Raw genomic sequence first — 13,078 nt, 5'->3', positions numbered from 1 at the left:
GCCACCCGCCCGTGACCGTGCCAATCCGCCCTGCACCGGGGCCGGTTGCGCCTATCCTGCGGGTGTTCGCGGCTTTACGGGGGCAGCATGATCGCACGTGAATTCAGGGGCGAGGCACATACCGGCCCCGAACTCTTCGCCTGCTGGCAGGAGTTGGCGCGCTCCTCCCCCACACCGACCGAGATCCGTACGGAGGACCCCGACGGCTTCGACGCACGGGTGAAACTGCTCCAACTCGGCGAGACCCAGGTGTCGTACGCGCACTGCGGCTCCCTGTGGTCCGCACGCACCGAGCGCCTCATCCGCGACCGCGACGCCGAGCTCTACAAACTCTCCCTGCCCCTTCAGGGCCACTCCGTCCTCGTCCAGTCCGGCCGCACCGCCGTGGCAGCCCCCGGCCAATTCGTCCTGGCCAGCAGCTCGTTGCCCTACGAGGGCGGCAACACCATGGCCCAGGGCCCCTCCCGTATCGTCCAAATCCGGGTACCACGCGGTCAGTTGCCGCTGCCCGCGCGTACGGTCGACCGGATGCTCGCCACCCCGCTGCCCGCGAAGGCGGGCTTCGGCCACCTGCTGCACCGGTTCCTGACCACCCTGGAGACGGACAGCGGACAGTACGGGCCGAACGACGGCGTCCGCCTCGGCATGGTGCTGCTCGACCTGTGCGCGGGCCTGCTCACCCACTTCGCCGAGGACGAGAGAGCGCTGTCGCCCGAGGCCCACCGACGCCAACTCTTCCTGCGCACACAGGACTTCGTCCGCCGCAACCTCGGCGAACCCGACCTCTCCCCGGAGACCGTGGCCGCCGCCCACCACATCTCGGTCCGCCACCTCTACCGGCTCTTCGCGGAGCACGACCTCGCCGTCGGCTCCTGGATCCGCCACCAGCGCCTCGAACACTGCCGCCGCGACCTGGAGGACCCGGGCCAGTACCACCTCCCGGTCCAGGTCTTCGCCGCCCGCTGGGGCTTCAGCCACCCCGCCGCCTTCAGCCGCGCCTTCCGCACGGCCTACGGGACGGCGCCGCGCGAGTACCGCGAGCGCCTGCGGGCCCACTACATACGCATCACGGCCTGACGCCCGCTCCGGCGCACGTCCCGGCCGGGATGCTCAAGAGACGTTGACGCGCGGGTGGTTGGGCGGCCGCCGATCGGTTGAGCGACCGGTGCCGGCCCTGGACACGAAGGGAGACACCATGGCCGAGACAGCGAGCCGAGGCGACGACATCTCCTGCGCCGAGTGGTTCGACACCTGGCGGCAGGTGGCCCTGCACGGCATCTGCCCCGCCGAGCTGCACACCGAGCGGCCCGGCTCCTTCGACGCACAGGACCGGGCCGTATCGCTCGGATCCATCGAGGTCACCTCGACCTCGGCAGGCGGTCTCCAGGTGTGCCGTACACCGAGACTGATCCGGCGCTCGGACCCCGAGATGTGGGTCATCCACGCGCCCCTGCGCGGAGAGTTCTCGGTGGACCTGGGCAGACACCAAATCCGGCACGGGCCCGGGACGGTCATGGTGATCTCCACCTCGCTGCCCTACACGCTGAGCGCGAACAGCGACTACGCCGGGGTCAAGGCGTATCTGCCGCGCGGACTGCTCCCGGTGCCCGAGAGCGTCGTACGGCGGACCCTGAGCACCCCGCTGACCGGCGGCGCGGGCTTCGGCTCGCTGCTCACCCACTTCCTGCGCGACGTGGCAGCGCCGGGCCCCGGGCACCGCCCCGACGATGCCGCCCGGCTCGGCACCGTACTGCTCGATCTCAGTGCCGCCCTGCTCGCCTCCTGCGGCGACGCCGAGCGCTCGCTGCCCGCCGAGAACCGGCGCGGCGCCCTGTTCCTGCGGGCCCAGGACTTCGTCCGCCGCAACCTGGCCGACCCCGGTCTCGCACCCGCGACCGTGGCGGCCTCCCTCGGCATCTCCTCCCGGCTGTTGCAGCAGATCTTCCGGGAACAGGGGCTCGGCGTGGCCGGGTGGATCCGTGAGCAGCGCCTGGAACGGTGCCGCAGGGAGCTCGCCGACCCGGCGCGGGCGGGCGTTACGGTGCGCGAGATCGCCGCCCGCTGGTGCTTCGGCCAGCCCGCCGCGTTCACCCGCGCCTTCCGCAGGGCCTTCGGCACCGCGCCCGCCGAGTACCGGGCCATGGCCCTCTCCCACGCCCTGCGCGAGCCGCCCCGCTCCCCCGGGCCCGGAACGGGACTCGGAGCCGGACTCGGGGCCGCACCCGGAACCGGCCTCGGGACCGCTCAACTCCCGCTCGCCCCACGCCGGTTGGCTCCCACATGACCGGCATCGTGCTGCGCTCCGGCCACCTGCCGGACGCCCAACGTCTCGGAGACTGGCGGCGCCTGGCCCGCGACAGCGTCCTTCCCACCGAGCTGCGCACCGACCGTCCCGAACAGTTCACCGGCACCCTGCGCTGCTACCGCCTCGGCCTGATCACCGGCCTCGGCGTCACCTGCGGCGCCCTCACCGCCGACCGCCCGGCCGCCCTGATCGCGGCCGCCGATCCGCGCTGCCACCAACTCCTCGTGCCACGGCGGGGGTTGACCTCCCTGGAGCTCGACGGACGGTACGCCGAGTGCGGCCCGGGCACTCTGCTGCTCGGCACCACGTCCCGCCCGAGCACCCTCCGTACGCATCCGGACCCGGGCGGCACCGCCTCGGTGACCGGACTCCTCGTCCCCCGCGAGCTGGTGCCCCTGCCCGAGCACGCGACGGACGGGCTGCTGGCCACCGCCCTGCCCGCCGATCAGGGGCCCGGCGCACTCCTCGCCCAGCTCGTGCACCGCCTGGACGAGGACGCCGATCACTACCGCGCGGTGCACGCCGACCGCCTGGAGACGGTCGTGCTCGACCTCTTCCGGTCCTTCCTCGCACATCACCTCGGCAGCGGCACCGCGCCCACCGCCGAGAGCCGCCGCCGCACCCTGTACCTGCGCGCGCGAGAACTCGTCCTGCGCGACCTGCACGACCCCGCGCTCACCCCGGACCACATCGCGGCGGCCCTGCACATCTCCACCCGCTACCTCTACCGCCTGTTCCAGGAACACCAGCGCCTGCCCGTCCGCGCCTGGATCCGCGCGGAGCGCCTGGAACGCTGCGCACGCGCCCTCGCCGATCCCGCCGAACACGCCACCCCCCTCAACGAGTTGGCGCTGCGCTGGGGCTTCACCCACCCGGCCGCCTTCACCCGCGCCTTCCGCGAGGCCTACGGGCTGCCGCCGTACGCGTACCGCCGGGCTCATCTGCCCCCGTACGACGACCCGTACGACAGCCGGCACGAAACCCCACACCAAAGCCCGCACAACAGCCGCTAGAAACGCCGCAGGGGCCGCCCCCACACGCTCATCACGTGGTGGAGACGGCCCCTGCGAAAGACGCGTCGGCGGCAGTCCGGAGACTAGTCGTTGCCGTTGCCCGGAGTGGGCGTCGTCTTCTGGATCTGCAGCAGGAACTCGCCGTTCGACTTCGTCTGCTTCATCTTGTCCAGGAGCAGCTCGATCGCCTGCTGCTGGTCGAGCGCGTGCAGCACCCGGCGCAGCTTCCAGACGACGCCCAACTCATCGGCGCCGAGCAGGATTTCCTCCTTGCGGGTGCTGGACGCGTCCACGTCCACCGCCGGGAAGATGCGCTTGTCGGCGAGCTTGCGGTCGAGCTTGAGCTCCATGTTGCCGGTGCCCTTGAACTCCTCGAAGATCACCTCGTCCATGCGCGAGCCGGTGTCGACCAGCGCGGTGGCGACGATGGTCAGCGAGCCGCCGTCCTCGATGTTGCGCGCCGCACCGAAGAAGCGCTTCGGCGGGTAGAGCGCGGTCGAGTCCACACCACCGGACAGGATGCGTCCGGAGGCGGGGGCCGCGAGGTTGTACGCGCGGCCGAGGCGGGTGATGGAGTCGAGCAGCACGACGACGTCGTGACCGAGCTCCACGAGGCGCTTGGCCCGCTCGATGGCGAGCTCGGCGACCGTGGTGTGGTCCTCGGCGGGACGGTCGAAGGTCGAGGAGATGACCTCGCCCTTCACCGACCGCTGCATGTCGGTGACCTCTTCCGGACGCTCGTCGACCAGGACGACCATCAGGTGGCACTCGGGGTTGTTGTGCGTGACGGCGTTGGCGATCGCCTGCATGATCATGGTCTTGCCGGTCTTCGGCGGGGCCACGATCAGACCACGCTGGCCCTTGCCGATGGGCGAGACCAGGTCGATGATGCGGGTCGTCAGGACGCCCGGGTCGGTCTCCAGACGGAGCCGGTCCTGCGGGTACAGCGGCGTCAACTTGTTGAACTCCGGCCGCCCGCGGCCGTGTTCGGGCGCCATGCCGTTCACCGAGTCCAGTCGCACCAGGGCGTTGAACTTCTCGCGGCGCTCGCCCTCCTTGGGCTGGCGGACCGCACCGGTGATGTGGTCGCCCTTGCGCAGGCCGTTCTTGCGGACCTGGGCGAGCGAGACGTACACGTCGTTGGGACCGGGCAGGTAGCCGGAGGTCCGGATGAACGCGTAGTTGTCGAGGATGTCGAGGATGCCCGCGACGGGGATCAGCACATCGTCCTCGGAGACCTGCGGCTCGCTGACCTCGTCACGGCCGCGGCGGCCCCGACGGTCTCGGTAGCGGCCACGGCGTCCGCGCCGACCGCTGCCGTCGTCGTCGAAGTCGTCGTCCTTGCGGCCGCCCTGTCCGCCCTGCTGACGGTCCTGCTGGCGGTCCTTGTTGCCACCGCCCTGCTGGTCCTCGCCCTTGCCGCCACGGCGGTCACGGTCGCGGTCACGGCCACCGCGCTCACGGCGCTCGCGACGGCCCTGACGGCCCTCGCCCTGCTCACCGTCGCCCTGCGGGGCCCCGGCGTCCTGCTTGGCCTCGGCCTTGACGGGCGCCTCGGTCTTGCCCTCGGCGGTGTCGGCGGCCTTCTCGGCCTTGTCCGCCGCCTTGTCGGCGCTCTCGCCGCGACGGCGACGGCCGCCCGGCTGCTCGTCGCTCGCGCCCTGACCGGGAATCTCGATCTGGCCGCTCTTGCCGGACGCCTTCTCGGCCTCCGGCTCGGCGGCGGGCGCGCTCGCCTCGGCCTTGGCGGAATCGGTCCCCTCACCGGTACGCGCCCGCGAGGTGGTGCGGCGCTTGGGCTTGGTCTCGGCATCCGACTCGGCGCCCTTGGCGGCGCCCGCCGTACCGGAACCGGCCTGTGCCTCCTTGATGACCTCGATCAACTGGCTCTTGCGCATCCGCGCGGTGCCCCGGATTCCGAGGCTGGAGGCGACCTGCTGCAGTTCGGCCAGCACCATGCCCTCGAGGCCGGTGCCGCGGCGGCGCCGCGTTCCGGTCGCAGCGCCGGAGGCAGGCGCGGCGGAGGCGTCCGTGGCGGGAGTGGCGGCGGAATCGACGCTGCCGTCAGTCACGCCCATCAGATCGGTGGTGTCGCTCACGAAGGGTCCTTCCCTGGAGCGGACGTCGGCCTTCTGGCTCGGCGACCGGTTGTGCTGTCCGGCGGGTGGTCCTTGCTCGTCGGACCGTGCCGGGGCGGTGGTCCCGCCGATGAGGCGGAAGAGAAACAACTGGTGAGTGGCGATTCCCCGAGCCGTGCCACGGAAGACTTGCTGTCACGCGGCCCGGTCACGCCGTTCCGGAGCGTGCTCGACACCTCTCAGTGCACGGCACCGAGCAGGTTGGGAGGCTCCCGGAAGAATGGGTGTCCCAAACGGGGACTGGAAGCACCATCTCCATGGTAGGGCCATGGTGGGTTCAGGTGCAGACTTGAGGTTAACACTACCGGATCCAACAAATATTCCCCCCTCTCGATTTCCGGCAATCGTGTATCAGGGCGCAAGCGGCAGCACGCTCGCTCCCGAGTCGTCCATGCTCAGGCGGTTCGCGGCCCAGCCCTCACCCGCGAGGGCGGCGACCTTGTCGGCGGTCGCCGCGTCCACGAGCGCGAGAACCGTCGGTCCCGCTCCGGAGATGACCGCGGGCACACCGTCCCCGCGTAGCCGCTCGACCAGGGCGGCGCTCTCCGGCATGGCCGGGGCGCGGTAGTCCTGGTGCAGCCGGTCCTGGGTGGCGGGCAGCAGCAGCTCCGGACGCCGCGTCAGGGCCTCTACGAGCAGGGCCGCGCGGCCCGCGTTGGCGGCGGCGTCGACGTGCGGCACCGTGCGCGGCAGCAGGCCGCGTGCGGTCTCCGTGAGCAGCGGTTTCCCGGGCACGAAAACCACCGGGACGAGGGAACTGTCCGGCTCCATCCTGATCGCCCGCGCGGATCCGCCGTCCATCCAGGACAGCGTGAAGCCGCCGAGCAGGCAGGCCGCGACGTTGTCGGGATGTCCCTCGATCTCCGTGGCGAGTTCGAGCAGCGCCGCGTCGTCCAGCCGCGCCTCGGCACCGATGGTCACCGCACGCGCGGCGACGATGCCCGCGCAGATGGCGGCCGAGGAGGAGCCGAGGCCCCGGCCGTGCGGGATGCGGTTGGCGCAGACGATCTCGAGCCCGCGCGGCTGTCCGCCGAGCAGGTCGAAGGCGGTACGCAGCGAGCGCACCAGCAGATGGCTCTCGTCACGCGGCAGGGTCTCACTGCCCTCACCTGCGATGTCGATGTCCAGACCGGCGTCCGAAACGCGGACGACGACATCGTCGTACAGCCCCAGCGAGAGGCCCAGGGCATCGAAGCCGGGGCCGAGATTGGCGCTGGTGGCGGGGACGCGCACCCGTACGGCGGCGGCGCGGAAGGCGGGACCGGCCATCGCTGGATGACTCTCCTTGAAACGCGGGCGTGTGCGAGGTGGGGGGCAAGTTTCCAGGCTTGCCGCAAGAGGGCTGGGCTTGTTTTGGTCCGTATGCGGAAAACCCGAAGGCCGCAACCCAGGCGGCACCGCGGCATATGCGGCGGGGCGGGTTCGGTACAGCCTATCGAAGGACGCCTGGCGGGCGACACAGGGCGCACGGGAGGCGCACGATGCGTGTCGGAGGACCGTCGTGCACCCCCCGTGGGGAGGCGTGATGTTCGGCTCGGCCTCGTTCGCGCGGAACTTGGCCGAAACGGGCTCAGTCCAGGCCGAGCCGTACCGCGGCGGCGGCCGCGTCCACCGGCACGGTCACCGGCTGCGGGGCACCGGCGACGGCCCAGTCGGGGTCCTTGAGGCCGTTACCGGTCACGGTGCAGACGATGCGCTGGCCCGGGTCGACCTTGCCGAGTTCGGCGGACTTCAGCAGACCGGCGACCGAGGCGGCCGAGGCGGGCTCGACGAAGACGCCCTCCTGGGAGGCCAACAGCCGGTAGGCGCGCAGGATCTCACGGTCCGTCACCTCGTCGATGAAGCCACCGGACTGCTCCTGCGCGGCCAGCGCGAACTGCCAGGACGCCGGGTTGCCGATCCGGATCGCGGTGGCGATGGTCGACGGGTCCTTGACCACCTCACCGCGCACGATCGGCGCCGAACCCGAGGCCTGGAAGCCCCACATACGCGGCGTACGGGTGGCCGGACCGCTGTCCTTGTACTCGCGGTAGCCCTTCCAGTACGCGGTGATGTTGCCCGCGTTCCCGACCGGCAGTACGTGAATGTCGGGGGCGTCGCCGAGCGCGTCCACGATCTCGAACGCGGCCGTCTTCTGGCCCTCGATACGCACCGGGTTCACCGAATTGACCAGCGCCACCGGGTAGTTGTCGGAGAGCGAGCGCGCGAGCGTCAGGCAGTCGTCGAAGTTTCCGTCGACCTGGAGGATCTTGGCGCCGTGCACCAGCGCCTGGCCCATCTTGCCGAGCGCGATCTTGCCCTGCGGCACCAGGACCGCGCTGACCATGCCGGCCCGTACCGCGTAGGCGGCGGCCGAGGCCGAAGTGTTGCCGGTGGAGGCGCAGATGACCGCCTTGGCGCCCTCCTCCTTGGCGCGGGTGATGGCCATCGTCATGCCGCGGTCCTTGAAGGACCCGGTCGGGTTGGCGCCCTCGACCTTGAGGTGGACCTCGCAGCCCGTGCGCTCGGAGAGCACCTGCGCGGGCACGAGAGGTGTGCCGCCCTCACGGAGGGTGATGACCTGTGTGCTGTCCGAGACGGGCAGCCGGTCCCGGTATTCCTCGATGATTCCGCGCCACTGGTGGGTCATTGCTGGTTACTCTCCTTCAACCCGCATGGTGCTGGCGACGCCACGCACCGTGTCCAGGCCCCTGAGCGCCTCGACCGTCCCGCTGAGCGCGGAGTCGGGCGCACGATGAGTGACGACGACGAGGGAGGCCTCGCCGTCGCCGTCCTGACGGCTCTGCTGCCGGACGGTGTCGATGGACACCCCGTGCTCGGCGAAGACCGTCGCCACCTGGGCGAGTACGCCCGGCTTGTCGGCCACGTCAAGACTGATGTGGTACCGCGTGACGACCTCGCCCATCTGGGAGACGGGCAGGTTCGTGTACGCGGACTCGCCGGGCCCCGTTGCCTCGCCGAGCTTGTTGCGGCAGACCGCCACCAGGTCTCCGAGCACGGCCGAGGCGGTGGGCGCACCGCCCGCGCCGGGCCCGTAGAACATCAGCCGCCCGGCTGCCTCCGACTCCACGAAGACGGCGTTGTAGGCCTCGCGTACGGAGGCCAGCGGGTGGCTGAGCGGCAGCATCGCCGGGTGCACGCGGGCGGTGACCGAGCCGTTGTCGGCGGCGCGTTCACAGATCGCGAGCAGTTTGATGGTGCAGCCCATCTTCCGGGCCGAGGCGAAGTCGGCCGCGGTCACCTCGGTCATGCCCTCGCGGTAGACGTCGTCGAGGCGCACCCGGGTGTGGAAGGCGATACCGGCCAGGATCGCCGCCTTGGCCGCGGCGTCGAAGCCCTCGACGTCGGCGGTCGGGTCCGCCTCCGCGTAACCGAGCGCGGTGGCCTCGTCCAGGGCCTCCTGGTACCCGGCGCCGGTGGTGTCCATCTTGTCGAGGATGAAGTTGGTGGTGCCGTTGACGATGCCGAGGACCCGGTTGACCTTGTCGCCGGCCAGCGACTCGCGCAGCGGCCGGATCAGCGGGATCGCCCCGGCGACGGCCGCCTCGTAGTACAGGTCCCGGCCGTTCTTCTCGGCCTCGGCGTGCAGCGCCGCGCCGTCCTGGGCGAGCAGCGCCTTGTTGGCCGAGACGACCGAGGCGCCGTGCTCGAAGGCCGCGGTGATCAGCGAACGCGCGGGCTCGATACCGCCGATGACCTCGACCACCACGTCGATGTCGCCGCGTTTGACCAGGGCGGTCGCATCCGTGGTGATCAGCGCGGGGTCGATGCCCTCGCGCACCCGGTCGGGCCTGCGCACCGCGACTCCGGCCAGCTCGACCGGGGCGCCGATACGGGCGGCCAGGTCGTCGGCGTGCGTCGTCATGATGCGCGCCACCTCAGAGCCCACGACTCCGCAGCCCAGCAGCGCCACCTTCAACGGACGCGTACGCATCATCCGACCTGTGCCTTTCCTCGTACCGAACGCCAGCTGTCAGGGAGCGCCGGGCCCTGCCGGAGACCCGGCCGACGGGCCCGTACACGCCCCTCAATCCACCCAGTCTCACCCACCGGACGGGACTTTCTGCACCACGTCCGGATCGTGAGACTTCTATTTCACCTATCCGACATCGAGCCGCAGAAGATCTTCCTCCGTCTCCCTGCGGACGATCACGCGCGCCTCACCTTCCGAGACGGCCACCACCGGCGGCCGCAGCGCGTGGTTGTAGTTGCTGGCCATGGACCGGCAGTACGCACCGGTCGCGGGCACCGCCACCAGGTCCCCCGGCGCCAGGTCCGCCGGAAGGAAGGCATCGCGTACGACGATGTCGCCGCTCTCGCAGTGCTTGCCGACCACCCGCACCAGCATCGGCTCCGCGTCCGAGACGCGCGAGACCAGCGAGACGCTGTACTCCGCGTCGTACAGCGCGGTCCTGATGTTGTCCGACATCCCGCCGTCCACGGACACATAGGTCCGCAGGCCCTCCAGCGGCTTGATGGTCCCCACCTCGTACAGCGTGAACGCCGTGGGTCCCACGATCGCGCGCCCCGGCTCCACCGAGATGCGCGGGGCGCGCAGCCCGGCGGCCGCGCACTCCCGTCCGACGATCTCGGTCAGCGCCTTGGCGATCTCCTGCGGCTCGCGCGGGTCGTCCTCCGAGGTGTACGCGATACCGAGGCCGCCGCCGAGGTCGATCTCCGGCAGCTCGACCCCGTGCTCGTCGCGCACCGCGGCGAGCAGCCCCACCACGCGCCGGGCGGAGACCTCGAAGCCGGCCATGTCGAAGATCTGCGAGCCGATGTGGCTGTGGATACCGATCAGTTCGAGGCTGTCCAGCTTCAGCGTCCGCCGTACCGCCTCCGCGGCCTCGCCGTCGGCGAGCGCGATACCGAACTTCTGGTCCTCGTGCGCGGTGGCGATGAACTCGTGCGTGTGCGCCTCGACGCCCACGGTCACCCGGATCTGCACCCGCTGCCGCTTGCCGAGCCGGTCGGCGACGTGCGCCACCCGCACGATCTCCTGGAAGGAGTCGAGCACGATCCGCCCCACCCCGACCTCGATCGCCCGCTCGATCTCCGCGACCGTCTTGTTGTTGCCGTGGAAGGCGATCCGCTCGGCGGGCATCCCGGCCGCGAGCGCGGTCGCGAGCTCACCGCCGGAGCAGACGTCCAGGTTCAGCCCCTCCTCGTGCAGCCAGCGCACAACGGCGCGCGACAGGAACGCCTTCCCGGCGTAGAACACGTCCGCGTCCGGCCCGAACGCCTCCCGCCAGTCACGGCACCGCGCCCGGAAGTCGGCCTCGTCCAGGAAGTACCCGGGGGTACCGAACTCCTCGGCCAGCGTGGCCACATCGATCCCGCCGACGGTCAGCACCCCGTCCGTGTTGCGGTCGACGGTGCGCGACCAGACCTTCGCGTCCAGGGCGTTGAGGTCGGTCGGCGGCGCGGTGTAGTGCCCCTCGGGCAGAACATCGGCGTGGCGGGGTCCGGCAGGGTGGGCGGAACGGCTCATGTCGTCGTGCGCTCTCTGAGAGTGGTGCGACCGCGGTGGTTCATCTCGTCCACGGCCTTCACAGGTGTGCGGGGGCTTCGATGCCGAGCAGGGACAGGCCACCGGCGAGCACCGTCCCGGCGGCTTCGGCGAGTGCGAGCCGGGCACGGTGGGCGGCCGAGGGTTTCTCGGGGCCGAGCGGCAGGACGCGGATGGCGTCGTGGAACCGGAAGAAGGCGTCGGCGGTGACGACAAGGTGCCGGCAGAGGCGATCGGGAGCGTAGCCGGTACGCAGGGCGGCCAGCAGCACGGGGTACGCGGACAGCGCGTCGAGCAGGTCGGCCTCGGCGCCCGGAGCCGGGTGCGTCCCGGCCCGCAGGGGACCGGGTTCGGCGCGGAAACCGAGGTCATGGGCATTGCGTACGAGGGCCTGGCTGCGGACGTACGCGTAGCGCACCCGGAACAACGGGTTGGACTCGCGCTGGGCGAGCCACAGGTCCGCATCGAGCCGGGGCCGGTCGTGGGCGGGCGGGTGGAGCAGCGCCCAGCGGGCGGCGTCGCGGCCGAGGGGAAGGGGAGATGCGGGGGCGGGGACCGGGATGGGGAGGGGGAGAGGGTGGAGCGGCGACTGATCTCCCGGCGGCGGCGCAGGTGAAGCCGACTCCGGCTGCGGCTGCGCTGCCGTGCCGTCGACATGGATATCGAGGTGGATGTCTAGAGGACCGATCCAGTCGGGGGCCGGGCCATCGGTGCCGCTGTCGGTCATGACAAGGCGGGCGTCGACGCCCTGTGACCGGAGGATGCGCCGGACGGAGTCACCGATCACGGCGGCGCGGACCTCGCGGGGCACCTGGAGAGTCACGGCGGTCGCGGTACGTCCGTGCCCCGTGCCGCTGGCCGCCGAAACATGCCCGTATCCGCTTCCCTGCCGCAGCACTTCCCGTACGAGCGACTCCTGACCGCCCTCGCGCAGGCTGAAGTTGAGGAACCCGGGCCCGGTGACGTGGACGGCGGCGACCGAGGCACGGCCCCCGTCACTCGTGACCGCCGGACCGGCGAGGAACCGCTCACGCAGGATGTGGGCCACTGTCAGCGGCGGGCGCCCGGCTTCCTTGGCGAGGCGCAGGGCGAGACCGCTGGCGTAGTCGCCGGTGCCGCCGGGCCGGGACCGTTCCACGACGATCCGCTCCGGTACGGCCACACTGAGCTCCCCGTCCTCGACAGCGCACCGCACAGCCACGGCGAGTGCACGCGAGAGTTCGACGGGGGTCACAGGAGAAAGGGTATGGGAGGGGGGTGGGGTGGAGGGAAACGAGATACGGAGTGCTTCCGGTCACACGACCCCGGCCCCGCCCCAGCTCACCGGCTCAGCTCACCGGCTCAGGCGCTGCCCGCCCGCTCGGATGCGTCGGCCCCGTATCCCCCGCCCGGGGTAAGCAGATCCTTCACGATCTCGACGAGCTCACTGGGCTCGAAGGGCTTGGGCACAAAGGCATCGAGCCCGAACTCGAGCCCGCGCTCGACCTCGTACCGCGTACAGGAGGTCACCATCGCGATCGGCAGGTGCCGGGTGCGCGGATCGGCGTGCAGATACGTGGCGGTCTGAATCCCGTCCAGCCGCGGCATCACCACGTCCAGGGTGACCACATCGGGCCGCACCTCGTGCACGACCTCCAGACATTCGGCACCGTCGGAGGCGGTCACGACCTCGAAGCCCTCCAGCTCGAGGTTGACCTTGATCAGCTGCCGGATCACCTTGTTGTCATCAACAACAAGCACCCGACCGGACACGCCTGGCACACATCGAGAGTAGGACGCCCCCCACCCCGCCGTCCGGGTTTTCCCTTTTTCCACCCGCGAGGGGGAGGGAGGGGTTCCGGACCGGAGGACGGGGACGGGGTGCCGCACAGACCCTCCGAGGGCCACTGCCGGACGCCGGACGATCATGGCCCCCACCCGTAAATACCTGTTCATGAGGACCCTCTTGGAGCTGGTAGGGTTCTACTCGTCGCCGCGCAGAGCGCGAGACACGCCCCCGTAGCTCAGGGGATAGAGCAACGGCCTCCGGAGCCGTGTGCGCAGGTTCGAATCCTGCCGGGGGCACTCGCCGAGGAACAGCAGAAAGCAAAGCGCTGACCAGGGCGGATGCCGA

10 protein-coding genes and 1 tRNA gene are annotated in these 13,078 nt (G+C 71.1%); 4 read left to right on the top strand and 7 right to left on the bottom strand.

Going from position 1 to position 13,078, the window contains the following annotated elements:
- The first annotated feature begins 87 nt into the window (after positions 1-87).
- From HUT18_RS25160 to HUT18_RS25150, 3 genes are all read left to right on the top strand, one after another.
- Positions 88-1,077, top strand: a complete 990-nt coding sequence (locus HUT18_RS25160) for a helix-turn-helix domain-containing protein (protein ID WP_176102813.1) — start codon at positions 88-90, stop codon at positions 1,075-1,077.
- Positions 1,078-1,195: 118 nt separating this feature from the next.
- Positions 1,196-2,284 carry a helix-turn-helix domain-containing protein gene (locus HUT18_RS25155; RefSeq protein WP_176102812.1) on the top strand — a complete coding sequence of 363 codons (1,089 nt, stop codon included), beginning with the start codon at positions 1,196-1,198 and terminating at the stop codon, positions 2,282-2,284.
- Positions 2,281-3,318: a helix-turn-helix domain-containing protein gene (locus HUT18_RS25150; RefSeq protein ID WP_176102811.1), complete on the top strand. Its 1,038-nt coding sequence runs from the start codon at positions 2,281-2,283 to the stop codon at positions 3,316-3,318. Before HUT18_RS25155 ends, HUT18_RS25150 begins: the two co-directional genes overlap by 4 nt.
- A gap of 83 nt (positions 3,319-3,401) precedes the next feature.
- Here HUT18_RS25150 and rho read toward each other — a convergent pair whose 3' ends face one another.
- From rho to HUT18_RS25115, 7 genes are all read right to left on the bottom strand, one after another.
- Positions 3,402-5,417, bottom strand: a complete 2,016-nt coding sequence (gene rho / locus HUT18_RS25145; RefSeq protein ID WP_176102810.1) for a transcription termination factor Rho — start codon at positions 5,415-5,417, stop codon at positions 3,402-3,404.
- 390 nt (positions 5,418-5,807) lie between these two features.
- Positions 5,808-6,725 (bottom strand): homoserine kinase, encoded by a 918-nt coding sequence (gene thrB, locus HUT18_RS25140; RefSeq protein ID WP_176102809.1) that lies wholly within the window; start codon positions 6,723-6,725, stop codon positions 5,808-5,810.
- 301 nt (positions 6,726-7,026) lie between these two features.
- Entirely contained in the window at positions 7,027-8,085 is a 1,059-nt protein-coding gene (gene thrC, locus HUT18_RS25135; RefSeq protein WP_176102808.1) for a threonine synthase, read from the bottom strand.
- A 6-nt stretch (positions 8,086-8,091) separates the two neighbouring features.
- Complete coding sequence (locus HUT18_RS25130) at positions 8,092-9,393, bottom strand: homoserine dehydrogenase (RefSeq protein ID WP_176102807.1); 1,302 nt, start codon at positions 9,391-9,393, stop codon at positions 8,092-8,094.
- Between the two features lie 162 nt (positions 9,394-9,555).
- Entirely contained in the window at positions 9,556-10,947 is a 1,392-nt protein-coding gene (lysA, locus tag HUT18_RS25125; RefSeq protein WP_176102806.1) for a diaminopimelate decarboxylase, read from the bottom strand.
- A gap of 58 nt (positions 10,948-11,005) precedes the next feature.
- Entirely contained in the window at positions 11,006-12,199 is a 1,194-nt protein-coding gene (nrtL, locus tag HUT18_RS25120) for an ArgS-related anticodon-binding protein NrtL (RefSeq protein WP_176102805.1), read from the bottom strand.
- Positions 12,200-12,306: 107 nt separating this feature from the next.
- On the bottom strand, positions 12,307-12,780 hold the full coding sequence (locus tag HUT18_RS25115; RefSeq protein WP_254879087.1) for a response regulator: 474 nt from the start codon (positions 12,778-12,780) through the stop codon (positions 12,307-12,309).
- 177 nt (positions 12,781-12,957) lie between these two features.
- Between HUT18_RS25115 and HUT18_RS25110 the strand changes: the two genes are divergently transcribed.
- A tRNA-Arg gene (locus HUT18_RS25110) sits at positions 12,958-13,029 on the top strand.
- Positions 13,030-13,078: the final 49 nt, after the last annotated feature.

This window comes from Streptomyces sp. NA04227, from assembly GCF_013364195.1.
Lineage (GTDB): Bacteria > Actinomycetota > Actinomycetes > Streptomycetales > Streptomycetaceae > Streptomyces.
This window is presented reverse-complemented; position numbering and strand designations above follow the sequence as displayed.

Excerpts from the sequence above, each read along its gene's own strand:
- HUT18_RS25160 (WP_176102813.1), top strand. The coding sequence starts at position 88 with ATGATCGCACGTGAATTCAGGGGCGAGGCACATACCGGCCCCGAACTC.
- HUT18_RS25155 (WP_176102812.1), top strand. The coding sequence starts at position 1,196 with ATGGCCGAGACAGCGAGCCGAGGCGACGACATCTCCTGCGCCGAGTGG.
- HUT18_RS25150 (WP_176102811.1), top strand. The coding sequence starts at position 2,281 with ATGACCGGCATCGTGCTGCGCTCCGGCCACCTGCCGGACGCCCAACGT.
- thrB (WP_176102809.1), bottom strand. The coding sequence starts at position 6,725 with ATGGCCGGTCCCGCCTTCCGCGCCGCCGCCGTACGGGTGCGCGTCCCC.
- thrC (WP_176102808.1), bottom strand. The coding sequence starts at position 8,085 with ATGACCCACCAGTGGCGCGGAATCATCGAGGAATACCGGGACCGGCTG.
- HUT18_RS25130 (WP_176102807.1), bottom strand. The coding sequence starts at position 9,393 with ATGATGCGTACGCGTCCGTTGAAGGTGGCGCTGCTGGGCTGCGGAGTC.
- lysA (WP_176102806.1), bottom strand. The coding sequence starts at position 10,947 with ATGAGCCGTTCCGCCCACCCTGCCGGACCCCGCCACGCCGATGTTCTG.